This is a genomic window from Lentzea sp. CC55, assembly GCF_021056325.1.
In the GTDB taxonomy this organism is placed as follows: domain Bacteria; phylum Actinomycetota; class Actinomycetes; order Mycobacteriales; family Pseudonocardiaceae; genus Lentzea; species Lentzea jiangxiensis.
The window spans coordinates 149,154-172,888 of the sequence record NZ_JAJCXE010000002.1 but is presented as its reverse complement, the minus strand read 5'-3'; the positions used below and the strand labels follow the sequence as shown (position 1 = coordinate 172,888).

The window sequence follows — 23,735 nt, the reverse complement described above, 5'->3', positions numbered from 1 at the left end:
TTGTTCTAATGCTTTGGAGAGGAACAACAGGTGCGCGATCTGGTCGAGATCGGCATGGGCCGGACCGCGAGGCGGGCCTACGAGCTGGACGACATCGAGATCATCCCGTCGCGTCGGACGAGGTCGTCGAAGGACGTCTCCACGACGTGGCAGATCGATGCCTACCGCTTCGACATCCCGCTGATCACCCATCCCACCGACGCCATCGTGTCGCCGGGCACGGCGGTCGCGGTCGGTGAGCTCGGCGGCCTCGGCGTGCTGAACGCCGAGGGGCTCTGGGCGCGGCACGGTGACGTGGACGAGGCGTTGTTCCGCCTCGTGCAGGCCACCGAGGACAACGACGACCCCGCCGCCGCGGTGAAGGTGCTGCAGGAGCTGCACGCCGCCCCGCTGCGGATGGACCTGATCGCCGCCGCGGTCAAGCAGATCCGCGAGTCGGGCGTCACCGTCGCGGTCCGCGTGAGCCCGCAGCGCGCTGCCGAGCTCACGCCGGACCTGCTGGCCGCGGGCGTCGAGATCCTGGTCGTGCAGGGCACGATCATCTCGGCCGAGCACGTGAGCCGCGGTGGCGAGCCGCTGAACCTGAAGTCGTTCATCGCGGACCTCGACATCCCGGTGATCGCCGGCGGTGTCGGCGACTACCGGACCGCGATGCACCTGATGCGCACCGGCGCGGCGGGCGTGATCGTCGGCTACGGCTACACGCCCGGCGTCACGACCACCGACTCGGTGCTCGGCATCGGCGTGCCGATGGCCACCGCGATCGCCGACGCCGCGGCCGCGCGCCGCGACTACCTCGACGAGACCGGTGGCCGCTACGTGCACGTCATCGCGGACGGCGGCGTCACGACCTCGGGCGACGTGGCGAAGTCCATCGCCTGCGGTGCCGACGCCGTGATGCTCGGCGAGCCCCTCGCGGCCGCGACCGAGGCGCCGGGCCAGGGCCTGTACTGGACGGCCTCGTCCGCGCACCCGTCGGTGCCGCGCAGCCTCGTCGCCGAGGCGGTGGACCAGGAGCTCGACCTGCGCCAGCTGCTGTTCGGCCCGTCCGCCGACCCGCGTGGCGTGACGAACCTGTTCGGCGCGCTCAAGCGGGCCATGGCCAAGACCGGCTACTCCGACCTCAAGGAGTTCCAGAAGGTCGGCCTGACGATCCGCGGCTGAACACGATCACCCGGAAGGGCGCGCACCGGCTGGTGCGCGCCCTTCTGCTTTGCCGCTCGCGGCCGGTGGGCGTGCACCTCGGCCTGCCGATCGCCGCTTGGGCCCAAACCTGATCTCGCAACCGAACCACCACTCCGTGCGTCCCACTGTTCGTGGAATTGGATGCCTTGTTCGGCGACGGCAAGAACAGCGACGTGGACACGATCGACCCGGACGCCGAGGTCCAGGAGCGCGAGGTCGAGGAAGCGCCCGAGGAGGACGAGGGCGTCGGGGGCATCGGCTGGAAGGCCCTCGCGCTGTTCCTCTGCGGTGGGCTGGTGATCACCGCCCTGTGCGTGGCCTTCATGGTCTGGGTGATCGAGGGCCTGGTGCTCTGAGGCGGGGGTGCGCCTGCCCGCGCACCCTCGTGAGTCGCCGGCCGTGGTGGAGGCCGACGACTCGCTCGATGGCTGACGTCCTGTTCACCGACGCGGCGGTCGACGACCTGCGTCGCCTCTGGCCGGATGTCGTCCCCAGACTGCTCGAGAAGGTGCAGATCCCGTTCGACGACCCGGAGGTCGGACGTCCGGTCGGACGCCGAGGTCTGCTCGGAGGCGGCGGCGAGGCTCGACGCCATCGCCGAGAAGGACTCCGTGCTGTCCCGGCTGGCTGACGTGATCGGCAGGCTGGGTCGCCTGGCCGGTGACGTGGTCGTCGACGAGCCTCCGGCGCGCGAGCCGGTTCCCGACTGGCTGGCGAACCGGCTCGTCCACACGGCCGGTGTTCCGTTGGAGCAGGTCGCGGCCCTGAGCCTGGAGCAGGCGGTGGACCGGTGGACGGCCTTCATGACCGGGTCGCGGCCGTCTGAACCGATCGAGGACTAGGCGTTACCGGAAGTAACGCCTACTCTCCGGTTCATGGGTGAACTCGCCGGTAACTTCGATGTCGTCATCGTCGGCTCCGGGTTCGGCGGAAGCGTGGCCGCGCTCCGCCTGACCGAGAAGGGCTACCGCGTCGCCGTCCTGGAGGCGGGGCGCCGGTTCGCCGACGACGAGTTCGCGAAGACCAGCTGGGACCTGCGCCGGTACCTGTGGGCGCCGCGGCTGAGGTGCTTCGGCATCCAGCGCATCCACACCCTGCGCAACGTCATGGTGCTCGCCGGCGCCGGTGTCGGCGGTGGCAGCCTCGTGTACGCGAACACGCTGTACCGGCCGCTCAAGCCGTTCTACGAGGACCGGCAGTGGGCGCACATCACCGACTGGCAGGCCGAGCTGGACGCGTTCTACGACCAGGCGAGCCGGATGCTGGGGGTCGTCACGAACCCCACGACGACCCCGAGCGACGTCGTCATGCAGAAGGTCGCGAAGGACATGGGGGTCGAGGACAGCTACCACCCGACGCCCGTCGGGGTGTTCTTCGGCGAGCCCGGCAAGAAGGCCGCGGATCCGTACTTCGGCGGCGCCGGGCCCGAGCGGACGGGGTGCACCGAGTGCGGCAGCTGCATGTCGGGCTGCCGGGTCGGGGCCAAGAACACGCTGGTCAAGAACTACCTCTACCTCGCGGAGAAGCTCGGCGCGCAGGTCTTCCCGCTGACCACGGTCACGAAGCTCCACGAGGGCGGCGGCAGGTGGACCATCGACACCAGGACGACCGGCGGACGCGCCACCAGGACGTTCACCGCCGACCAGGTCGTCATCGCCGCCGGCACGTGGGGCACGCAGCAGTTGTTGCACAAGGCCAAGGCGACGACGCTGCCCAGGATCTCGGCCAGGCTGGGTGAGCTGACCCGCACCAACTCCGAGTCGATCATCGGGGCCGCGCGGTACGCGGTCGACCCGGACAACGACTTCACGCAGGGCGTCGCGATCACGAGCTCCATCCACCCCGACGAGATCACGCACATCGAGCCCGTCCGGTACGGCAAGGGCAGCAACGCCATGGGCATGCTGCAGACCCTCGCCACGGACGGTGCGCTGAGCACGCCGCGGTGGGTGCAGTTCCTCAAGCAGGCCGTCCGGCACCCGCTGCGGCTGCTCCGGCTCCTCAGCGTGCACCGGTGGAGCGAGCGGACCGTGATCCTGCTGGTCATGCAGAGTCTCGACAACTCCATCACCACGTTCCTCAAGCGCGGCAGGCTCACCAGCAGGCAGGGTCACGGCGAGCCGAACCCGGCGTTCATCCCGGCGGGGCACGAGGCGAACCTGCTGGCCGCCAAGCACATCGACGGCATGGCGGGCGGCACGTGGGGCGAGCTGTTCAACATCCCGCTGACGGCGCACTTCATCGGTGGCTGCGCGATCGCGTCCGACGAGCGGCAGGGCGTGATCGACCCGTACCACCGGGTCTTCAACTACCCGAGTCTGTCCGTTGTGGACGGATCGGCGATCAGCGCGAACCTCGGCGTGAACCCGAGCCTCACGATCACCGCTCAGGCCGAGCGGGCGTTCTCGCTGTGGCCGAACAAGGGCGAGGAGGACCAGCGGCCCGCCCAGGACCAGCCCTACCGCAGGGTCAACCCGACGAAGCCGAAGAACCCGGCGGTGCCCGAGCAGGCCCCGGCCGCCTTGCGGTTGCCGATCGTGGAGGTCTCCTGAGCTGGATCACGTGGCTACGGTGGAGGCATGGCCAAGAAGCCGTTCGCCTCCAGCGCCGACCTCACCCCCAAGGACGAGGTCTTCGTCGAGCTCGCCGAGGGCGTCTACACCCTGACCGCCGAGGGCGACCCCAACGTCGCGGCCATCGAGGCCGAGGACTTCCTGATCTGCTTCGAGGCGCGGGCGACCCCCGCGGCGGCACGCAGGTGGCTCGCCCAGTTGCGCGAGCACACCCGCAAGCCGGTGCGGTACCTCGTGCTGAGCCACTACCACGCCGTGCGCACGCTCGGGGCCAGCGCGTTCGAGGCGCAGGAGATCGTCGCGCACGAGATGACGCGGGTGCTGATCGCCGAACGCGGGCAGCAGGACTGGGAGAGCGAGTTCGGCCGCATGCCGCGGCTGTTCGAGCAGCCGGGGGAGATCCCCGGCCTGACGTGGCCGACGCTCACGTTCTCCGACCGCATGACGATCCCGCTCGGGGATGAGCGCGGCGACCTGGTGCTGCAGTTCCTCGGGCGCGGGCACACCGCGGGCGACATCGTGGCGTGGCTGCCGCAACAGCGGATCCTGTTCGCGGGCGACCTGGTCGAGTCGCAGGCCGCGCTCTACACCGGTGACGCGTTCCACGACGAGTGGGCCACGTCCACTTTGGACGAGATCGAGGACCTGGGCGCCGAGGTCCTGGTCGGCGGGCGGGGCAAGGTCGCCCGCGACCGCATCGAGGTCGAGGCCGCGATCAACCAGAGCAGGCACTTCCTGAACGAGCTGCGCCGCACGGTCGGCGGGGTGCACGCCGAGGGCGGCACGCTCAAGCAGGCCTTCGAGCTCGCGCACAGCACCCTGGTGGGCCGCTACGGGCGCTGGCCGATCTTCGAGCACTGCCTGCCGTTCGACGTGAAGCGCTACTGGGACGAGTGCGACGGCAGGGACTGGCCGGAGATCTGGACCGCCGAGCGCGACCGCGCGGTGTGGGACGCCCTGCAATGACGGTCCTGGTGGTCGGTGCCGGGCCGGTGGGGCTCGCGTCCGCGCTGTTCCTCGCGCGGGCGGGCGTGCCGAGCACCGTGCTGGAGGCCGCCGGGGAACGCGCGAGGACCGGCAGCCGCTCGATCTGCGTGCAGCGCGACGTCCTGGAGGTCCTCGAACGGATCGGCGTCGGGCAGGCCGTCGCCGACGCGGGCGTCACCTGGTACACCGGCCGCACCTTCCACCGCGACCGCGAGGTGCTGACCCTGACCTTCCCGGAGGCCGAGGGCTTCCCGCCGTTCGTGAACACCCCGCAGACCGTCGTGGAACAGCTGCTGGAACAACGGGTCCGCGCCGAGCCGCTGATCGAGCTCCGCCACGGCCACGCCCTGGAGGGCCTCAGCCAGGACGACGAGGGAGTGTCCACATCGGACGGAATAAGGGCGACCCACTGCATCGCCGCCGACGGCGCGCACTCGAAGGTCCGGCAGCTGCTGGACATCCCGTTCGAGGGCTTCTCGTTCGACGACAGGTTCATCATCGCCGACGTCCGCGTCGACCTCGGCTTCGAGACGCCCGAACGCCGCTTCTACTTCGACCCGCCCTGGAACCCGGGCCGCCAGGTCCTGCTGCACCCGCAACCGGGTGGCGTGTGGCGCATCGACTGGCAGGTCGCCGGGGACGTCCAGCTCACCGACGACCGCGTCCGCGCGATCGTGGGCGACAAGCCCTACGAGGTCGTCTGGCAGTCCACCTACCGCTTCCACCAGCGGCGCGCGAGGACGTTGCGCCGCGGCAGGGTCCTGCTGGCGGGCGACGCCGCGCACGTGATGAGCCCGTTCGGTGCGCGAGGCCTGAACTCCGGCATCTGCGACGCCGACAACGCGGCGTGGAAGATCGCCGCCGACCGCGCCGGCGAGGCGGGTCCGCACCTCCTCGAGTCCTACGACGTCGAACGGGGCGCCGCCGCCGACGAGAACCTGCGCATCACGGGCGAGACCATGCGCTTCCTGGTCCCCGGCACGCCGGAGGAACGGGCGCACCGCGAGCACGCCCTCGAAACGGGCGAGGGCATCGACTCCGGCAAGCTCTTCACCCCGTTCTCCTACGAGAACTCCCCGCTCACCACGGACGGCGGCGAGCTCGTCCCGGGTTCCCGCACCGCGGGCCCCGGCTTCACGACGAGGGACGGCCGGCTGATCAGGCCGGACGGCCACGTCGCCGCCCACCGTTGCGACGAACAGGTGAAAAGACGTGCCCTCGGCTGGTGAGGGGGCAACCCGGGAGCGCGGCCGGACGTGGTCACGCCATGGGGGTAACCAGGAGAACTCTGTTGCAGGGGACCGCACTTGCCGCCGCGTGCTGGGGAACGGGCACCGCGACGGCCACGGCGGCCGGCACGAACTGGGCGAAGCTGCGCAGGAGGCTGGGTGACCGGCTCGTGCTGCCGCAGGACGCGCGCTACGACGAGCTGCGCGTGCCGTGGAACACGCTCTACGCCGGCCGCAGGCCGGCCGCGATCGCCCGGTGCGTCCGGGTCGAAGACGTGCAGGCGTGCCTGGAGTTCGCCGCGCACGAACGCATCCCGGTGGCCGCGCGCAGCGGCAAGCACAGCTACGCGGCCTACTCGCTGCCCGAGAACGGCCTGGTCGTCGACCTGGCCGCGCTGTCGGGGGTGACGGTCGCCGGCAGCCGCGCGCGGGTCGGCGCCGGAGCTCAGCTGCTGCCCGTCTACGAGGCGATCGGCGCCGCGGGCCGGGCGCTGCCCGCGGGCACGTGCCGGTCGGTCGGCATCGGCGGGCTCACGCTCGGCGGCGGCATCAGCGTGCTCGGCCGCAAGTACGGCCTCACGAGCGACCACCTGGTCAGTGCGCGGGTCGTCACGCCGGACGGCTGCCTGCGCACCGCGTCGGAGCACTCCGAACCCGACCTCCACTGGGCGTTGCGCGGCGGAGGCGGTGGCAACTTCGGCATCGTCACGGAGTTCACCTTCCGCACCGACCCCGCGCCCGATCTGACGGTGTTCCGGCTCGCCTACCCGGCGGGGGCGGCGGCGGACGCGTTCGACGCCTGGCAGGAGTGGATGGACGGGGCGCCGGACGAGCTCTGGTCGGGCTGCACGGTCGAGGCGAACCCGGACGCCGTCACGGGTGTCGGCGGTGTGTACGTGGGCCCGAAGAAGAACCTGGTGCCGCTGCTGGACAAGATGCCGCCCGCGACGCGCACCGTCGAGGAGATGAGCTACCTGGAGGCGATGCGCTACTACGCGGGCGGTCCCGGTCCCGGCTTCCGGTTCGCGGCGTCCTCGCGCATGCTGCGCCACCACCTGTCCGGACAGCACGTCGCGGAACTCGTGCAGGAGCAGACCGACGGCGCGGTCCTCTTCGACTCCTTCGGCGGCGCGCTGGGCCGCGTCGCACCGGACGCCACGGCGTTCCCGCACCGCGACGCGAAGGCCAGCGCCCAGATCTTCTTCGGCGCCGAGGGCAGGACGGAGGCGGCGGCCCGGCGGGCGGTCGCGGAGGTGCGGGACGGGCTCGGCGCGGGCACCACCGGGTACGTGAACTACATCGACCCGGAGATGCCCGACTGGCCGACCGCCTACTACGGCCGCAACCTCGCGCGGCTCAGGAAGGTCGCGCGACGCTACGACCCGGACCGCGTGCTGGCGTTCCCGCAAGGGCTCTAGAGCTGGATGCCCGTCAGCACGGTGACGCGCTCCTCGGTGAAGTCCTCCATCGCCGACCGGACGCCCTCACGCCCGGTGCCCGAACCCTTCACACCGCCGTAGGGCATCTGGTCGGCGCGGTAGGACGGCACGTCACCGATGATGACGCCACCGACCTCCAGCTCGGCCGCGGCCTCGAACGCCACCTGCACGTCACGGGTGAACACCCCGGCCTGCAGCCCGTACTTCGAGTCGTTGGCCTGCGCGAACGCGTCCTCGACGCCGTCCGCGACCGACACCACGAGCACCGGCCCGAAGATCTCCTCGGTCCACACCTTGGCGGTCTTCGGCACGTCGGTGAGCACCGTCGGCTCGACCGTGGCCCCGGTCCGCTTGCCGCCGAGGAGCACCTTCGCGCCGACGTCGGTGGCCATGTTGACCCACTCCTCGACGCGGCGGGCGTTGTCCTCGTCGATCAGTGGCCCGACCTCGACCTCGGGGTCGTGCGGGTCGCCGGTCTTCAACGCTCCCACGGCCTCCACGAGCTTCGGCACGAACTCGTCGGCCCGGGAGCGGTCCACGATCACCCGCTGCACGGCGATGCACGACTGCCCGGCCTGGTAGTTGCCGAACGTCGCGATGCGCCGCGCCGCGTGGTCCAGGTCCGTCCAGTCGGGACAGATGATCGCGGCCGCGTTGGAGCCCAGCTCCATCACGACGTGCTTGCGCGGTGCGGCGTCCATCAACGACCAGCCGACCTTCGTCGACCCGGTGAAGGAGATGACCGGCAGCCGTTCGTCCTTCACCAGCGCGTCCATGTCCTTGCCGCGCACGGGCAGGACCGAGAACGCGCCCTCGGGCAGGCCGGTCTCGGCCAGCACCTCGCCGAGCAGCAACGCCGACAGCGGCGTGGCGGAGGCGGGTTTCACGATCACCGGAGCGCCCACCGCGAGCGCCGGCGCGACCTTGTGCGCCACCAGGTTCAGCGGGAAGTTGAACGGCGCCACCGCGAGCACCGGCCCGCGCGGCACGTGCCGGACGATCGCCATCCGCCCCACGCCGCCCGCGTCGGTGTCGAGCCGCTGCAGCCCGCCGGTGAACCGGCGCGCCTCCTCGGCGGCGAAGCGGAACGTGTTGACCGCGCGCTGCACCTCGACCTCGGCCCACTTGAGCGGTTTGCCGTTCTCGGCGGTGATCGTCTCGGCGATCTCCTCGGCGCGTTCGGCCAGCGTCCGCGAGACCTGCAGCAGCGCCTCGGCCCGCACGTGGGCGGGGGTCCGGCGGAACTCCCCGGCGACGGCCGCGGCCGCCGCCACCGCACGTTCCACCTGGTCTCTGCCCGGTACGGCGACCGAGGCGACCTCGGTGCCGTCGAACGGGTGGAGAACCTCCAGGGCCTGCTCGCCCTGCTCGGGGCGGCCGGCGACCCAGCACGGCCGGGGTTGTGGTGTGAACGCGTCCATGGGGCCACGTTAGGCCCTATTGGCCTGCACGTACCTGATGAGATCCAAGTAGTGGCCGACATGCCCTTCCCGGCGTTGGAGCACGAACGCGGGGTGCTCCCGGATCGTCCGGACCATGTCGTCGAGCCGGACCAGGACGTGCTCCGGCTCGTACTCGATGCCGTAGGTCTCGCAGAACAGCCTCGTACGCCGTTCGCGGTCGTGGGGCAGCCCCAGCACGAACTGGACCACCGCCCAGCTGACGTCCCACCAGCGCGGCCCCGGATGAGCCGAGTCGAAGTCGAAGACGCCGACCGGCAGGCCGTCCCGGTAGACGGTGTTGTACGGCGCGAAATCACCGTGCAGCACCACCTCGACCGGCTCCCGCGCGGGGTGCTGCCACCCGTCGCGCACGTCCACCAGCCCTGCCGTCGCGTCGTGCAGCCGCCGCAGCATCCGCGCCGACTCGACCAGCGAGGCGTCGTCGGACGGGAACACGTGGCCAACGTCACCGGGCAGGTAGCTGAGCAGCTCGTGCTCGCCGTCGAGTGAGAGCGGGACCGGCGAGATCCCCAGGGGTGCCAAGCGCCGCAACAGCTCGTGCACCCGAGGAGCCCACGGACCCGCCGGTCTGCGCACCGCGTCACCCACCCTGAACACCTGGTTCAGCCCGCCACCGGTCAGCAGCTCCTCGTCCACGCATGACATCCTTGGCGGCGTGTCCGACACCAGCAACCGCCCTGTTCTCGTCGTCGACTTCGGCGCCCAGTACGCGCAGCTGATCGCCCGCCGCGTGCGCGAGGCCCAGGTCTACTCCGAGGTGGTCCCGCACACCGCGGGCGTCAGCGAGATCCTCGACAAGAACCCCGTCGCCATCGTGCTGTCCGGTGGCCCGTCGAGCGTCTACGAGGAGGGCGCGCCGCAGGTCGACCCGAAGCTGTTCGAGACCGGCGTCCCGGTCTTCGGCATCTGCTACGGCTTCCAGGCGATGGCGCGCGCACTCGGTGGCGAGGTCTCCCACACCGGCACCCGCGAGTACGGCCGCACCGACCTGAGCGTGCCCACCGAGGGCGGCGCGCTGCACCAGGAGCTCCCGGCGAGCCACCCGGTGTGGATGAGCCACGGCGACGCCGTCACCAAGGCGCCCGAGGGCTTCACCGTCACCGCGACCAGCGAGGGCGCGCCGGTCGCCGCGTTCGAGGACACCGAGCGCCGCTTCGCCGGTGTGCAGTACCACCCGGAGGTGCACCACTCGCCGCACGGCCAGGAGGTGCTGCGCCGGTTCCTGCACGACGTCGCGGGCATCCGTCCGCAGTGGACCACGTCGTCCATCGTGGACGAGCAGGTCGCGCGGATCCGCGAGCAGATCGGCGACGGCAAGGCGATCTGCGGCCTGTCCGGCGGCGTCGACTCCGCCGTGGCCGCGGCCCTGGTCCAGCGTGCCATCGGCGACCGCCTGACCTGCGTCTTCGTCGACCACGGCCTGCTGCGCGCCGGCGAGCGCGCCCAGGTCGAGCGCGACTACGTCGCCGCCACGGGCATCAACCTCGTGACCGTCGACGCCCGCGAGCGCTTCCTCAACGCCCTGGCCGGCGTCACGGACCCGGAGGAGAAGCGCAAGATCATCGGCCGCGAGTTCATCCGCGTCTTCGAGCAGGCCGAGCGCGACCTCAAGGCCGAGGGCGACTACCGCTTCCTCGTCCAGGGCACGCTCTACCCGGACGTCGTCGAGTCCGGCGGCGGCGCGGGCACCGCGAACATCAAGTCGCACCACAACGTCGGCGGCCTGCCGGACGACCTGCAGTTCGAACTGGTCGAGCCGCTGCGCGCGCTGTTCAAGGACGAGGTCCGCCGCGTAGGCACCGAGCTCGGCCTGCCCGAGACGATCGTGCAGCGCCAGCCGTTCCCCGGTCCGGGCCTCGGCATCCGCATCATCGGCGAGGTCACCCAGGACCGCCTCGACACCCTGCGCCAGGCCGACGCCATCGCGCGCGAGGAGCTGACGGCCGCAGGGCTGGACCGCTCCATCTGGCAGTGCCCGGTCGTGCTGCTCGCGGACGTCCGCAGCGTCGGCGTCCAGGGCGACGGCCGCACCTACGGTCACCCGATCGTGCTGCGCCCCGTCTCGTCCGAGGACGCGATGACCGCGGACTGGACCCGCCTGCCGTACGAGGTGCTGGAGCGGATCTCGACCCGGATCACCAACGAGGTGGCCGAGGTCAACCGCGTGGTGCTGGACGTGACGTCCAAGCCGCCGGGCACCATCGAGTGGGAGTAGGGACGTGAGAAGGCCCCCGGGACACCGGGGGCCTTCGCCTTTCAGCGCTGCTGGTGCTGCAGGAAGCTGGAGTCGACCATCACCGGACCGGTCAGGCGCCAGGCGCCGCGTTCGAAGACCAGGTTGCCCGTGACCGTGAACGGCAGCTTGCTCCGGTGGGCGAAGATCGCCCAGTCGTAGTCCGATCCGCCCAGGACGACGTGGATCTTCCGGGTTCGTCCGCGGACCTCGGCGCTCAGAACGATCGTGGTTTCGTCCTCGTCGTCCCCGCCGGACTCCTCACGGGTGAGCGACCGGACCTGGCCGACGACGGTTTCCGTGCGCGGCGGCTCTTCACGCCGGACCAGGCGTTCTCGAACACGTGGCAGGCCGGCCATCGCGTCGCGGTCGACCACTATGCGCGAGGCGGGAACGTCCGGCCGAGGTTCACCGGCCGCCCAGTCGAAGGACAGGTCGAGCTCACGCAGCGAGTCCGACTCCGTCAGGTCTTGGAGCGACTCGACGAGGTTCGCGCTGAGGCCGCGTTCAGCGGCGCGTTCGACGGCGAGAGCATTCCAGTTCAACGACAGGTCCCTGGCCGCGTGCAAACCTGTGGCCAGCGTTTCCATCACCTGCCGTGGGAACGGGGTCGCACGGGTGCCGTCGTCGCGATCAGGCGGAGGATCTCCGAGCCGCGTCACGACCGTGAAGACGAAGCTGCCGCGCTTCGTGTGCCCCAGGCGGATGTCCTCGTCGAGGAAGTCGGTCACCGTGCTGGAGCGGCGCCCGCGGTGGGAGTGCGTCGGATCGTCAGCCGAGGTCGCGGCGGCCTTCATCATCTTGAAGAGACCGTCCAGAGCCTTCTCGGCCTGCTTGAACGGAAGGGTGCCGTCGACCATGACCTGGTCGAACCGGACGAAGAAGAGGTCGGCGCGGGTGGCGGTGATCTTCTCGGCCAGGCGTCCGGGGTCCCAGTCGTAAACGGTGGCCAGGGTCCTGAGGGTGTCGCGGAAGCGCTGGGCGAAGTCGACGAAGTCGGTGGCCAGCGGGAGCATGACCCTCGCCTCGTCGTTCAGGCGCCAGACCTGGCGGACCTGGGGAACCTGCGTTTCGAGCTGCCAGTCGTTGGCGGCGAGGTACTGCTGGACGGCCAGCGGGTGGAGGCTGTCGGCGAGTTCGCGGTAGTCGTCGACTGATGGGCTGCTCACCAGACACCTCCTTCGCCGACCCTCTGCAAGCCGGCTACCTCGAAGAGGCCAGTTCTCGGCTTGTGGTCAGCAACTGTTCCTCGCCGAGGTGCGCCAACGCTCGTCATCGCGAGGAACCGGGAGCGCACCGAGAAACGCCTCGTTGTAGCGCTTGGCGTTGCCGGGCTTCGGAAATGGGGCGCGTTTCACGTTCCGCGAGAAGTGCGTCTTTCGCAGTCAGCAGTGCCCTCCGTCGAGCGGAGTCACCGGTTCCGGATCGCCGTCTCCACCGACCATGGGCTCCCTCTTCGCAAACGGCGGACCGACAGGACAGTAGGTGCCGCCGCGAAGGGCGAAAGGGGGATCCGCTCGACAGTCACCCGAAAGTGAGAAGGCCCCCGGGACACCGGGGGCCTTCGCCTTTCAGTTCTTGCGCCTCAACGAGTTCGTCAGCAGGACCACGCCGACCACGATGGCCGTTCCCCCCAACGCCCACCTGAGGTCGAACCAGAAAGTGCCGTTGGTCAGCACGTAGGCCGCCATCAGCCCACCGCCGATCCCGAACACGAGGCCCAGCGGGTCGATCCGCCTGCGCATCACCGGTTGCTGGTCAGTCACGGAGCACCCGCACCTCTCCGACGTTCGCCCGAACGTCCAGGTCGATCTTCAGTCCACCCTCGCCGTCGCCGCCCAGGTCGACGCCTTCGACCTGCACGTTGCCGCCGTCGGCCGTCCTGCCGAGGCAGTCGAGGTCGCCGATGGAGGACGCCTCGCAGTGGAACGTCACGTCGGCGTTCTTCGCCACGTGCACGGTCATGTCGCCGAGGTCCGACTCGACGGCGGTCCTCACCGAACCGGAGTCCGGGAGCTGCCGCAGGTCGATCATCACGCTGCCGACGCCGAGCTCGTACCGCTCCTTGACCTCGCTGATGTTCTGCGGGGTCACCTTGAGGTCGCCGACACCGGGCCGGCCGTCGAAGTCGACCGCCGTCAGGCCGAAGCCGACGACGGACAGCGGGACGAGCAGCCAGATCAGGCTGCGGCCGCCGCCGGCGAACGCGCCGACCAGCAGGCCCGCGGCCAGCACCGCGATGGCCAGGCCGATCACGTGCGCCACGGTGAACCACGGCACCCACGCCCCGGCGATCGCGGACGCGGCCACCACCAGCGTCGCCACGCCGAGCGTCACACCGGCCACGCGCGGCTTGCGCGGACGGGGTGCCGGCGGCTGCGGCTTCGGTGCCGGTTCCGGCAGGTCCCACGCGAACGGCGCGGCGCCCAGCGGGTCCCAGGCCGGTGCGCCCGGCACCGGGGGTGTCAGCGGCGGTTCGGCGATCGTCGCGGCCGGCTGCAGGTGCCCGCGGTTCTTCTGCAGCAGGTAGATGCAGGCCACCGAGGCCGCGATCGTCGCGAAGACCTGGAACCCGCCGCTGCCGAACGTGAACGCGAGCGCGGGGAACATGAGGACGCCCAGCAGCACGGTCTGGCCCTGCGACACCGAGCTGTGGCCCTTGTTGACCAACGCCTCGAGCGGCGACACCTGGTCGCCCTCCTCCGGCAGCAGCAGCCAGCCGGCGAGGTACATCGGCAGACCGACACCACCGGACAACGCGAGCGCGACGAACGCGATCCGCACGATCACCGGGTCGATCCGGTAGCGCAGGGCGATGCCGGTGGCCACGCCGCCGAGCTTGCGTCCTGCGCGGGGCCGCACCGGACGGTGGGCCCAGAACTCCCTGAGCGTGTCCGCCACGCCCTGCATTGCCTTCTCAGTCCCGCTCACGACGTCAAGGTTGCGCTTTCCGCCCCGCCACCACATCAGGGACCAGCCCTGAACCAGGGAACCGGGGTCATCCCTGATGAACCGCGGACCGGGACGTGTGACGATCAGGTGGTGAGTGCACTGATCGAGCCGATGCGGCGTCGACGCACCGGCCGGGTGGTCGCGGGCGTGGCCGGTGGACTGGCGGACCACCTCGGTGCCCCCGTCTTCTGGGTGCGCGCGGTGTTCGCCGTCTTCGCCGCGTTCAGCGGGGTCGGCATCATCGCCTACGGGTTGCTCTGGATGTTCGTCCCGCAGTCGGCGGTGGCGGAGCCGGAGACCGACACCGACCGCAAGGAGTGGCAGCAGGCCGTCGGCCTCGCGGCTCTCGGCGTCGGCGTCGCGGTGTTCACCGGCCTGCTCGGGGGAGCGTGGAGCGGGTGGATCACCGGGCCGATCGCCGTGGCGCTCATCGGCGCCGCGGTCGTGTGGCGCGAGGCCGACGAGGCGCAGCGGCGCCGCTGGCGGGACGGTGCGTTCTCGCAGGGGAAGACGGGGATCGTGCGGACGGTGGCGGGAGGCGCGCTGGTCGTGGCGGGGGTCGCCGCGTTCCTCGTGGTGAACGACTCCGTCGCGAACCTCTCGACCGTCGTGCTCTCCGTGGTCGCCACGCTGGCCGGCGTGGCGGTGCTGACCGTGCCGCTGTGGATGCGCCTGGTGCGCGACCTCGACTCGGAGCGCCGGGCGCGCATCCGCACCGAGGAACGCGCCGAGATCGCCGCCCACCTGCACGACTCCGTGCTGCAGACCCTGGCCCTGATCCAGAAGCAGTCCGAATCGTCGCGCGAGGTCAAGCGCCTGGCCCGCAGCCAGGAACGGGAGCTGCGCAGCTGGCTCTACGGCCGCGAGGTCGGCGAGCAGCCGCACTCCATCAGCGTCGCGATCGCCCAGGTGTGCGCGGAGGTGGAGGACGGCTTCGCCATCGCCGTCTCGCAGGTCGTGGTCGGGGACTGCGAGCTGGAGGACGGCATGTTCGCGCTCGTCCAGGCGTCGAAGGAGGCGATGGTCAACGCCGCCAAGCACGCGGGGGTGGGCGAGGTGAGCCTGTACGCCGAGGTCGAGCCGGAGAAGGTCACGGTGTTCGTGCGCGATCGGGGCAAGGGGTTCGACCCCGACACCGTCCCGGAGGACCGGCATGGCCTCGCGGGCAGCATCCGGGGGAGAATGACGAGGCACGGCGGGGAGGTGCGACTGCGCACGGCTCCGGGAGAGGGGACCGAGGTGCAGCTCGAGATGCCGAGGAAGCAGGAGGCCAGGACGTGAGCGTGAGGGTGTTCCTGGTGGACGACCACGCGTTGTTCCGCGCGGGGGTGCGGGCGGAGCTCGACTCGATCACCGCGGAGGTCGAGGTCGTCGGCGAGGCGGGCAGCGTCGGCGAGGCCGTGGCCGGCATCGCGCACCACAGGCCGGACGTCGTCCTGCTCGACGTGCACATGCCCGACGGCGGCGGCGCCGAGGTGCTGCGCCAGATCCGCACGAAGATCCCCGAGGTCACGTTCCTCGCGCTGTCGGTCTCCGACGCCGCCGAGGACGTCATCAACGTCATCCGCGCCGGTGCCAGGGGCTACGTGACGAAGACGATCTCCAGCCAGGAGCTGGTCAGGGCCGTCGTGCGGGTCTCGGAGGGCGACGCGGTGTTCTCGCCGCGACTGGCCGGGTTCGTGCTGGACGCGTTCGCCGACCGGCCGGGAGCCGCGCCGATCAGCGATCCCGAGCTCGACCTGCTGACGCCGCGCGAGCGGGACGTCCTGCGGCTGCTCGCCCGCGGCTACGCCTACAAGGAGATCGCGTCCGAGCTGTTCATCAGCGTGAAGACGGTCGAGACGCACGTGTCGAGCGTCCTGCGCAAGACGCAGCTCTCCAACCGCTACGAGCTCTCCCGCTGGGCCACCGACCGCAGACTGGTCTGAGGGACTTGATCGGGAAGGTCGCCCGCGGCGCCACCGAGGTGCTCGCGCCGTGGGTCTGGGTGGTCCTGCTGCCGTTCGTGGTGGCGGCCGCGACCGAGAGCTTCTGGAAGACGCTGCTGTGGGGGTGCGTGGTCGCCGTGACGGCGTCCATCATCCCGATGGCCGTCATCGTGCGTGGCGCCCGCAAGGGGAGGTGGGACGGCCACCACGTCACGAACCGCGAGGGCAGGGTGGTCCCGCTGATCACGGCCGGTGCGTCGCTGACGGCCGGCACGGTGGTCATGGTCCTGGGCGGTGCGCCCCGGTCGGTGCTGGCGCTCGCGGGCAGCATGGTCGCGTCGCTGGTCGTCACCATCGCGATCACGTTCGGGCTGCGGTGGAAGATCTCGCTGCACGCCGCCGTGGCGTGGGCGGCCGTGGTGACGCTGACGATCGTCCACGGACCGTGGTGGCTGCTGCTCGCGCTGCCCGCCGCGCTGGTGGCGTGGTCGCGGGTCGAGCTGGGTGACCACACGACGGCGCAGGTGCTGGCGGGGTCGGTGATGGGCGTGGTCGTGGGTGGCGGCAGCTTCTGGCTGCTCAGCTGACCCGTCGCGAGCTGACGATCTTCATCTCGTTGTTCACGTTGCCGACCTCGATGTCGTACGTGCCGGTCTCGGTGACGTTGTTCTTCGTGGTGATCAGGCCGATGCTGACCATCCAGTTCACGCCCTCCGACCGGACGGTGCCGGGACCCGCGATGTCCACCTTCGAGTAGGCGCTCCACCGCTTCAGGTAGTCGCCCCTCGGCTCGGCCGCGTTGCCCCTCAGGTTCTCCCACGCCTTCTCGGCGTTCGCGGGCAGCAACCGGTAGTGGGCCTGCACGAAGTCGTTCGCCTGGTCGGCGGAGAAGACGACGTACCTGGCCTGCGCGCCGTCCGGGAAGTCCGCGTTGACCGGGCTCACGCCTCCGTCCGTGCCGCTCCAGTACGCGGCGGCCGCGCCACCGCCGACCGCGAGGACCCCGATGATCGCGAGGATGACCAGGATGCGCCGGTTCGGCGGCTTGAGCGCGCGTTCGGGCTTCGGGATCACCAGCGGCTGCGACGGCTGCGGCTCGGCGGCCAGCAGGTCGGCCGCCTCCTGCGCGGTGGGCCGGTCCTTCGGGTCCTGGGAGAGCAGCCGCAACAGCAACGGCGTCAGCTCACCCGCGTTCTCGGGATCGCGGAGCTGGCCGCTGGCGGCGCGGTAGAGGAGGCCGAAGCTGTTGTCGCTGGGCCCGAAGACGGACTCGCCCTCGATGGCCGTGTAGATCGTGGCGCCGAGCGAGAACACGTCGGAGGCCTCGCCGGGCTGCTCACCGCGGGCCACCTCGGGCGCGAGGTACGCGGGCGTACCCGAGATCACGCCGGTGTCGGTCATCGTGCCGTCGCCGGTCGCCTTGGAGATGCCGAAGTCGGTGATCTTGACCGTGCCGTCGTGGCCGATCAGGACGTTGCCGGGCTTGATGTCGCGGTGGACCAGACCGGCGGCGTGCGCCGCCGCCAGCGCGGAGGCGACCTTCGCGCCGATGCTCGCTGCCTGGGCCGGCTTGAGCGGTCCCCGCTCGGCGATCAGCGCCGACAGGCTCTGCGAGGCCAGGTACTCCATGACGATCCACGGCTCCTCGCCGTCGCTCGCCACGACGTCGAACACCGCGATCGCGTGCTGGTGGTGCAGCCGGGCGGCGTTGCGGGCCTCCCGCATCGCGCGCTGCTGGTCGCCCGTGACGAGCTGTTTGACCGCTACCTCGCGGGCCAGCACCTCGTCGCGTGCTCGCCAGACCACCCCCATCGCCCCGCTGCCGATGCGCTCGAGCAGCGTGTAGCGGCCCCCGATGGTTGTCACACCGTGAGACTAATCAATCGCACAGACGAGCATCCGCGGTTCCCCGTTCACGGGGTGGTGCGGACCGCACCGAGCCGGTCCACCGGTGGGGACCCTGTTCCGGGACTTCCTCGGTGATCTCGCCGTTCACCGGTGGTCTCCCGCGACGAGCTGGTCGGCCACGCTGCCCCGCGTGCCGGCACCTCGTCCCGCGCCCTTGTGACCACCGCGAACCCCTGCCGGTCCTAGTCGATCGTCGAGACCAGCTTCTGCAGCTCCCGGTCGAAGTCGATCCAGAGGTCCTCCTCGCCCGGCTGCACGACGTCGTAGGAGGCGTCCAGGAACTCCGCCACGTCCTCGGCGACGGCGCTGAGGATGGCGAACCCCGTCGGCGCGTTCAGCTCGACCAGGACGCGCTCCGGGTCGTCGGAGGCGGGCCGGACGAGGATGTCGCCCTCACCGGACGGCGTCAGCAGGCCGTCGGCCAGCAGGTCGCGGGCGAACATCCACTCCACGCGGCCGGAGCCGGTGAAGAAGAGGACGGCGACCGCGTAGGGGTCCTCCGGGTCGTAGACGAGCTCGGCCTCGACCGGCGCGGGAGCCGCTCCGGGGGCGAGGAGATGAAAAGTCGTCCGCGTGGTGACCTTCAGGTTTCCGTTGTTCATGTCGATGTCCTTCTCGGGCTGTTCTCCAACTCCGCTTACAAAGAGGAGACGGCTGAGCAGCCCGATAAGGACGCGATTCGTCTCGGATCCATCCTATTGGGGGAGACGTGCGTCTCACCGGTCAGCGTTTGACCAGGTCGTGTGTCTCGTTTGGTGAGATGGCCTGGCCGGTCGAGACGGGCTTGCGGCGGGTCAGCGCGACGCCCACGAGCACGACCAGCATGCCGATGACGACCCTCGCGTTGAGCTCCTCGCCGAGGAAGACCGCTCCGAGGAGCACGGAGACGACGGGCAAGAGGTAGCCGACGGTGGTCGCCGTCGTGGCGCCCTCGTCGGCGATGACGCGGTAGTTGAGGATGAACGCGACGCCGGTGCCCAGAACGCCCAGGACCGTGACGGCGACGATGCCCACCCAGTGCAGGTGCAGGGGCTGCAGGCCGCCGAACGGCAGGGCGAGCAGCAGCATCCCCATCGCGGTCGTCAGCTGCATGGCGGCGAGCTGGGTCGAGGTGGCGCCGGTGCCGACCAGGAAGCGGCCGGCGTAGGAGTAGCCGACGGCGTAGCTCGCGGCGCCGATGAGGCAGAGCACCGCGCCCCAGCTCGCGATGCTGTTGGCCGACTGCCACGGCGCGAAGATCAGCAGCACGCCGCCGAAACCGAGCACGAGACCGAGCAGGCGAACCACGTTGCTGATCTTCTCGCTGCCGAGCACGAGACCGATGGCCAGCGCGAAGAGAGGCGTCGTGGAGTTGAGCACCCCGGAGACGCCCGAGTCGACGGTCTGGCCGCCGAACGCGAAGAGCGTGAACGGCACGGCGCTGCCGAAGAAGGCCACGAACAGCATGTGCGCCCAGATCCCGCGCTCACGGGGCAGCGTCATCCTCGCCGTGGCGAGCACGACGAACAGCACCACCGCTCCGAAGAACGTCCGCACGAGCGAGATCTGCAAGGGGGCCAGGCTGCCGAGCGCGAGCTTCATCCACAGGAAGCTGGATCCCCACAGCAGGGCGAGCACGCCCATCCTGATCAACGTTCCGCGTTGGTTCACGGGTCCACCTTGCGCCTGGGCACGCGTGAAAACAATTTAATTGTTGTGGGAAACCTTTAAGCGGCGCTGTACGGTCGAGGCATGCTGGACGTGCGACGCATGCAGGTGCTCCGAGCGGTCGTGACCACGGGTTCCATCACCGCGGCCGCGACCAACCTCGGCTACACGCCCTCCGCCATCTCGCAGCAGGTCGCGGGCCTGGAGAAGCAGGCGGGCCTGCCGCTGCTCGAACGCGTCGGCAGGGGTGTGCGGCCGACCGCCGCCGGTCGCCTGCTCACCGATCACGCCGGGCGGCTCGCCGAGCAGCTGGCCGAGGCCGAGAGCGCCCTCACGGCGTTGCGCAACGGCTGCGCCGGCACGCTGCGCGTCCGCTACTTCGCGACGGCGGGAGCGGCGCTCGTGCCGCCCGCGGTGGCGACGTTCCGGGCGGAGCGGTCGGGCGTCGAGCTCGACCTGAAGCTCACCGAGCCCTACGACCCGTTCGAGGAGCTCGCCGCGGGCCGCGCCGACGTGGCGATCACCGTCCTCGAACCCGGCGACCCGGCGCCGGAGGGCGTGGTCGCCCGCCACCTGCTCGCGGACCCGTTCTACGCCGTGCTGCCACGAGGCCACGCCCTGGCCCGCAAGCGCGTGCTCGACCTCGGCGAACTGGCCGACGAGCCGTGGATCAACGCGGACTGCGGCGCCACCGGACCGTGCGCGACCCTCGTCACGAACGCGTGCGCGGGAGCCGGGTTCGCGCCCAAGATCGCCGTGGAGAGCAACGACTACGCCACCGCCCAGGGCTTCGTGGCGGCCGGGCTCGGCGTCACGATCATCCCGCGGCTCGGCCTCGGCTACGCGCATCCGGGCGTCGTGCTGCGCAAGGTGCGCAATCCCGAGCCGGTGCGGCACATCCACGTCGTCTACCGCGAGGACGCCGCGTGGAACCCCGCCGTGATCAGCCTGGCGGAAGCGCTCGAGAAGGCGGCGCGGGCCAGCTGACCCGCGCGACCCCTAGGCGCTGCCGAACGGCTTGTCGTAGCTCAGCAGGAAGTTCGGCGAGCGCCACTCCAGCGAGACCTGGCGCTGCATGGACGACTTCGAGCCGTCCTTCTTCTCGACTTCCAGGGTCACCACGAAGTAGTAGGGCTGGCGCTCCTCGACGCTGGTGACCTTGCTCTTCTTGATGCCGCCCCAGAACGTCCGGAAACCGTCCATGCCGCCGGGGTACTGGCCCTGGAAGTTGCCGTTGCCCATCGCCCAGGCCTCGTCCGGCTTCTTCGGGGCGAGCTCGAAGTAGTCCTCGAGCAGGGTCTTCTTGTCCCCGTCGGTCGGGGTCTCCGTCCACTGGCCGGCCTTGCCCGACGACTTGGGCGGCGTCGACTGCTCCGTCGGGTCGTTGCCCTGGGTCTGCTGGGTCGAGGTGCTCGCGCCCGCGTTGTTGTTCTGGCCGCCGCCGCCGCTGCCGTTCGAGATCATGCTCGCGAACATGATGCCGATGACCGCCGCCGCCACGATGGCGAGTGCGGTGTAGACGGTCGACTTCCTGCTCTTCGTCGCCGACGACGGCGACGAGGGCCGTGCGGGCTTCGGACGCTGCGAGTACTGGGGCGCGGCGGCCGGGCGGTGGTTCGACGGCTGCTGCTGCGTGGGAACGGCCCGCGCCGGCGTGTGCAGGTCCACCCGCGTCGCGTTGGGCGGCGGTGGGGTCGGCTGGGCGTGCTGCGGCGGGAGGGCCCGCGTGGCGGCCTGCTGCTGCGGCTGCTGCACCGGGGCACCGCGCCACGACGGCGGGTGGGTCGGTGCGACCACGGCGGGCGTGAAGGCGGGGGTGGCCTGGCCGTTCGCGACGGCGGCGAGCGCGTCGCGGGCCTCGGCCATGGTCGGCCGGTCCTCCGGCTCCGCTCTGAGCAGGCGCATCAGCAACGCCGTCAGCGGGCCGGCGTTGCGCGGCGGGTTGACCTTGCCGGACGCGACCTTGTGCAGCAGCGCGATGGTGTTCTCGCTCAGGCCGAACGGCGGCTCGCCCTCGATCGCCGCGTACAACGTGGAGCCGAGGGAGAACACGTCGGACGGCGAGCCGGGGTCGTAGCCCTTGGCCACCTCGGGGGCGAGGTAGGCCGGGGTGCCCGCGAGCATGCCCGTCGCGGTGACGGTCACGTCACCGGTCGCGCGGGAGATGCCGAAGTCGGTGATCTTGACGGTGCCGTCGTCGCCGAGGAGCACGTTGCCGGGCTTGATGTCCCGGTGCACGATGCCCGCGTTGTGCGCGGCGGCGAGCGCGGAGGCCACCTGCATGCCGATCGAGGCCACGTCGCGGGGCGGGAGCGTGCCGCGTTCGGACAGCACCGCCGAGAGGCTCTTGGACGGCAGGTACTCCATCACGAGCCACGGCTGGCTGTCGTCCTCGGCCACGTCGTACACGGCGACCGCGTGCGGGTGCTGAAGACGCGCGGCGATCCGCCCCTCGCGCATGGCCCGTCGCTTCGCCTCGTCCGTGTCGGATTCGGCGAGTCCGGGCTGCAGGAGGAGTTGCTTGACCGCGACGGTGCGGTGCAGGCGTTCGTCGTGTGCCGTCCAGACGACGCCCATGGCGCCGCTGCCGATCCGCTGGCTCAATCGGTAGCGACCAGCGACCAATCGGCCATCGTCGGTCACAGTTGCTCCCCGCTGTGCGGTCACTTGCTCTCTGTTCAACGGCTGGTCACACCTTCGGGTTCAGATCACCCATCGGTGCGGGTACCCACCTTACGAGATTTCTACGGCGCAACGACGCTCAGCCCGCCGGAGGCGGCGGGACGCTCGAACTCACCGGCGGCCTTGTCGTGGTCGTCGTCGTGGTCGTCGTCGTTGTTGTCGTAGTCGTCGTGGTCGTCGTCGTAGTGGTGGTCGTAGTAGTAGTCGTCCTCTGAGCAGACGTCGTTTCCTGCGTCGTGGTTGCCTGGGCCGTGGTGGTGGTCACCACGGGCTGCAGGCCCTCCGTGGTCGTGGGCACCACCGAGGAAGAGCTCACCGGCGGCGCGGACGGCGCCCTGCCCTGCTCCTTGCTGAACACGCCCAGCACGACCATCAGGCCACCGATCACCAGCAGCAGTGCCAGCACCACCGCGGCGATCATCAGCGGCCTGTTGTCCGGGCCCGGCCGGCCGACGGGAACCATCGGAGGGGCCGTGCGGGGCGGCGAGGTGCGCACCGGCGCGGCCACCGGGCGGACGACCCGGGTCCGGTCCGGCTCCACGACCGTCGTCGGATCAGGACCGTCGACCGGGACCGGCAGACCGCTGAACGACGGCGCCATCCCGTGGGCGACGGCGTTGAGCAGCTCGCGCGCCTGCGACATCGTCGGCCGGTCGTCCGGCTCGAAGTTCAACAGGTACAGCAGCGTGTCGGCCAGCGGGTGGTCCACCGTCGGCGGGTTGATCCGCCCGGCCGCGACGGCGTGCAGAACACCGAGGGTGTTCTCGCTCACTCCGTAGGGCGGTTCGCCCTCCATCGCGGCGAACAGCGTCGAACCGAGCGAGTAGACGTCCGAGGCCGGCGTCGGGTCCTGGCCCCGTGCGATCTCCGGCGCGAGGTACGCGGGCGTGCCGGCGATCAGGCCGGTCTTGGTGACCGTGATGTCGTCGGACGCGCGGGAGATGCCGAAGTCGGTGATCTTGACGACGCCGTTCTCGGCGATCAGCACGTTGCCGGGCTTCACGTCGCGGTGGACGATCCCGGCCGCGTGCGCCGCGGCCAGCGCCGCCGCGCACTGGGTGCCGATGCTCGCGACCTCGACCGGGTCCATCGGCCCGCCCTCGGCCAGCGCGTCGGCGAGGCTGTAGGACGGCAGGTACTCCATGACCAGGCACGGGACGCCGTCTTCCTCGACGACGTCGTACACGGCGATGGCGTTCGGGTGGTGCAGCTTCGCGGCGATGCGGCCCTCGCGCATGGCGCGCTGGATGGCCTCGTCCTGCTCGGTCTCGTCGAGACCGGGCGCCAGCAGCAGCTGCTTGATCGCCACCTCGCGGCCGAGGCGTTCGTCGTGGGCGCGCCAGACGATGCCCATCGCACCGGAGCCGATGCGGTCGAGGAAGCGGTAGCGGTCGGCGATCAGGCGGCCGTCCGAGGTGTCGGACGTGGTCACGAGACCGCCAAGCCGGTGCTCGACAGCGTGAAGGCGGCTGCGGCAGCAGATCCCACGCTCGTGCTCCTCGTGCGGTA

The 23,735-nt window shown here is 70.8% G+C and carries 22 protein-coding genes; 12 read left to right on the top strand and 10 right to left on the bottom strand.

What is annotated here, in order from left to right:
- Positions 1-30 precede the first annotated feature (30 nt).
- The 7 genes from L6E10_RS01540 to L6E10_RS01510 all read left to right on the top strand — a co-directional run bounded on the left by L6E10_RS01540 (position 31) and on the right by L6E10_RS01510 (position 7,392).
- A complete protein-coding gene (locus L6E10_RS01540) occupies positions 31-1,164 on the top strand; it encodes a GuaB3 family IMP dehydrogenase-related protein (RefSeq protein ID WP_090094758.1) in 1,134 nt (377 codons plus the stop codon).
- 158 nt (positions 1,165-1,322) lie between these two features.
- Positions 1,323-1,541, top strand: a complete 219-nt coding sequence (locus L6E10_RS01535) for a hypothetical protein (protein WP_236216045.1) — start codon at positions 1,323-1,325, stop codon at positions 1,539-1,541.
- Positions 1,542-1,667: 126 nt separating this feature from the next.
- Positions 1,668-2,027 (top strand): hypothetical protein, encoded by a 360-nt coding sequence (locus L6E10_RS01530; RefSeq protein ID WP_236216043.1) that lies wholly within the window; start codon positions 1,668-1,670, stop codon positions 2,025-2,027.
- Between the two features lie 33 nt (positions 2,028-2,060).
- The gene (locus L6E10_RS01525) at positions 2,061-3,737 is read left to right on the top strand and encodes an FAD-dependent oxidoreductase (RefSeq protein WP_236216041.1); all 1,677 of its coding nucleotides are present in this window, start codon (positions 2,061-2,063) and stop codon (positions 3,735-3,737) included.
- Between the two features lie 27 nt (positions 3,738-3,764).
- Positions 3,765-4,724, top strand: a complete 960-nt coding sequence (locus L6E10_RS01520; protein ID WP_236216039.1) for an MBL fold metallo-hydrolase — start codon at positions 3,765-3,767, stop codon at positions 4,722-4,724.
- Positions 4,721-5,974 carry an FAD-dependent monooxygenase gene (locus tag L6E10_RS01515; RefSeq protein WP_236216037.1) on the top strand — a complete coding sequence of 418 codons (1,254 nt, stop codon included), beginning with the start codon at positions 4,721-4,723 and terminating at the stop codon, positions 5,972-5,974. Before L6E10_RS01520 ends, L6E10_RS01515 begins: the two co-directional genes overlap by 4 nt.
- A 62-nt stretch (positions 5,975-6,036) precedes the next feature.
- A complete protein-coding gene (locus L6E10_RS01510; RefSeq protein ID WP_236216035.1) occupies positions 6,037-7,392 on the top strand; it encodes an FAD-binding oxidoreductase in 1,356 nt (451 codons plus the stop codon).
- On the opposite strand, the gene L6E10_RS01505 is transcribed toward L6E10_RS01510, so the two are convergent.
- Both L6E10_RS01505 and L6E10_RS40645 read right to left on the bottom strand, forming a co-directional pair.
- Entirely contained in the window at positions 7,389-8,834 is a 1,446-nt protein-coding gene (locus L6E10_RS01505; RefSeq protein WP_236216033.1) for an aldehyde dehydrogenase family protein, read from the bottom strand. The two genes, L6E10_RS01510 and L6E10_RS01505, sit on opposite strands and share 4 nt — an antisense overlap.
- 9 nt (positions 8,835-8,843) lie before the next feature.
- Positions 8,844-9,512: an aminoglycoside phosphotransferase family protein gene (locus tag L6E10_RS40645; RefSeq protein ID WP_236216031.1), complete on the bottom strand. Its 669-nt coding sequence runs from the start codon at positions 9,510-9,512 to the stop codon at positions 8,844-8,846.
- Between the two features lie 19 nt (positions 9,513-9,531).
- Between L6E10_RS40645 and guaA the strand changes: the two genes are divergently transcribed.
- A complete protein-coding gene (guaA, locus tag L6E10_RS01495; RefSeq protein WP_236216029.1) occupies positions 9,532-11,091 on the top strand; it encodes a glutamine-hydrolyzing GMP synthase in 1,560 nt (519 codons plus the stop codon).
- A 41-nt stretch (positions 11,092-11,132) separates the two neighbouring features.
- On the opposite strand, the gene L6E10_RS01490 is transcribed toward guaA, so the two are convergent.
- The 3 genes from L6E10_RS01490 to L6E10_RS01480 all read right to left on the bottom strand — a co-directional run bounded on the left by L6E10_RS01490 (position 11,133) and on the right by L6E10_RS01480 (position 14,040).
- Positions 11,133-12,278, bottom strand: a complete 1,146-nt coding sequence (locus L6E10_RS01490; RefSeq protein ID WP_236216027.1) for a hypothetical protein — start codon at positions 12,276-12,278, stop codon at positions 11,133-11,135.
- Positions 12,279-12,680: 402 nt separating this feature from the next.
- A complete protein-coding gene (locus L6E10_RS01485; RefSeq protein WP_236216025.1) occupies positions 12,681-12,875 on the bottom strand; it encodes a hypothetical protein in 195 nt (64 codons plus the stop codon).
- The gene (locus L6E10_RS01480) at positions 12,868-14,040 is read right to left on the bottom strand and encodes a PspC domain-containing protein (protein WP_236216023.1); all 1,173 of its coding nucleotides are present in this window, start codon (positions 14,038-14,040) and stop codon (positions 12,868-12,870) included. Before L6E10_RS01480 ends, L6E10_RS01485 begins: the two co-directional genes overlap by 8 nt.
- Before the next feature lie 132 nt (positions 14,041-14,172).
- On the opposite strand from L6E10_RS01480, the gene L6E10_RS01475 reads away from it, so the two are divergent.
- From L6E10_RS01475 to L6E10_RS01465, 3 genes are read left to right on the top strand one after another with little or no spacing between them, the layout of a single operon-like run.
- Complete coding sequence (locus L6E10_RS01475; protein WP_236216173.1) at positions 14,173-15,342, top strand: PspC domain-containing protein; 1,170 nt, start codon at positions 14,173-14,175, stop codon at positions 15,340-15,342.
- Positions 15,339-15,989, top strand: coding sequence for a response regulator transcription factor (locus tag L6E10_RS01470; RefSeq protein ID WP_236216021.1), 651 nt, complete (start codon positions 15,339-15,341; stop codon positions 15,987-15,989). The genes L6E10_RS01475 and L6E10_RS01470 overlap by 4 nt, the downstream gene beginning before the upstream one ends.
- A gap of 5 nt (positions 15,990-15,994) precedes the next feature.
- Positions 15,995-16,576: a phosphatase PAP2 family protein gene (locus L6E10_RS01465; protein WP_240009858.1), complete on the top strand. Its 582-nt coding sequence runs from the start codon at positions 15,995-15,997 to the stop codon at positions 16,574-16,576.
- On the opposite strand, the gene L6E10_RS01460 is transcribed toward L6E10_RS01465, so the two are convergent.
- From L6E10_RS01460 to L6E10_RS01450, 3 genes are all read right to left on the bottom strand, one after another.
- Complete coding sequence (locus tag L6E10_RS01460) at positions 16,569-17,855, bottom strand: serine/threonine-protein kinase (protein WP_308102646.1); 1,287 nt, start codon at positions 17,853-17,855, stop codon at positions 16,569-16,571. The two genes, L6E10_RS01465 and L6E10_RS01460, sit on opposite strands and share 8 nt — an antisense overlap.
- Positions 17,856-18,079: 224 nt before the next feature.
- Positions 18,080-18,499, bottom strand: coding sequence for an SsgA family sporulation/cell division regulator (locus L6E10_RS01455; RefSeq protein WP_236216019.1), 420 nt, complete (start codon positions 18,497-18,499; stop codon positions 18,080-18,082).
- Positions 18,500-18,620: 121 nt separating this feature from the next.
- Positions 18,621-19,547: a DMT family transporter gene (locus tag L6E10_RS01450; RefSeq protein WP_236216017.1), complete on the bottom strand. Its 927-nt coding sequence runs from the start codon at positions 19,545-19,547 to the stop codon at positions 18,621-18,623.
- An 81-nt stretch (positions 19,548-19,628) separates the two neighbouring features.
- Here L6E10_RS01450 and L6E10_RS01445 point away from each other — a divergent pair, with 81 nt between their 5' ends.
- The gene (locus L6E10_RS01445; RefSeq protein ID WP_236216015.1) at positions 19,629-20,531 is read left to right on the top strand and encodes a LysR family transcriptional regulator; all 903 of its coding nucleotides are present in this window, start codon (positions 19,629-19,631) and stop codon (positions 20,529-20,531) included.
- A gap of 12 nt (positions 20,532-20,543) precedes the next feature.
- On the opposite strand, the gene L6E10_RS01440 is transcribed toward L6E10_RS01445, so the two are convergent.
- Together L6E10_RS01440 and L6E10_RS01435 are read right to left on the bottom strand one after the other, a co-directional pair.
- Positions 20,544-22,148 (bottom strand): serine/threonine-protein kinase, encoded by a 1,605-nt coding sequence (locus L6E10_RS01440; protein WP_236216013.1) that lies wholly within the window; start codon positions 22,146-22,148, stop codon positions 20,544-20,546.
- Positions 22,149-22,305: 157 nt separating this feature from the next.
- Positions 22,306-23,658: a serine/threonine-protein kinase gene (locus tag L6E10_RS01435; RefSeq protein ID WP_236216011.1), complete on the bottom strand. Its 1,353-nt coding sequence runs from the start codon at positions 23,656-23,658 to the stop codon at positions 22,306-22,308.
- Between the last annotated feature and the right edge of the window lie 77 nt (positions 23,659-23,735).

Excerpts from the sequence above, each read along its gene's own strand:
- L6E10_RS01530 (WP_236216043.1), top strand. The coding sequence starts at position 1,668 with ATGTCGTCCCCAGACTGCTCGAGAAGGTGCAGATCCCGTTCGACGACC.
- L6E10_RS01525 (WP_236216041.1), top strand. The coding sequence starts at position 2,061 with ATGGGTGAACTCGCCGGTAACTTCGATGTCGTCATCGTCGGCTCCGGG.
- L6E10_RS01520 (WP_236216039.1), top strand. The coding sequence starts at position 3,765 with ATGGCCAAGAAGCCGTTCGCCTCCAGCGCCGACCTCACCCCCAAGGAC.
- L6E10_RS01515 (WP_236216037.1), top strand. The coding sequence starts at position 4,721 with ATGACGGTCCTGGTGGTCGGTGCCGGGCCGGTGGGGCTCGCGTCCGCG.
- L6E10_RS01505 (WP_236216033.1), bottom strand. The coding sequence starts at position 8,834 with ATGGACGCGTTCACACCACAACCCCGGCCGTGCTGGGTCGCCGGCCGC.
- L6E10_RS01475 (WP_236216173.1), top strand. The coding sequence starts at position 14,173 with ATGCGGCGTCGACGCACCGGCCGGGTGGTCGCGGGCGTGGCCGGTGGA.
- L6E10_RS01455 (WP_236216019.1), bottom strand. The coding sequence starts at position 18,499 with ATGAACAACGGAAACCTGAAGGTCACCACGCGGACGACTTTTCATCTC.
- L6E10_RS01445 (WP_236216015.1), top strand. The coding sequence starts at position 19,629 with ATGCTGGACGTGCGACGCATGCAGGTGCTCCGAGCGGTCGTGACCACG.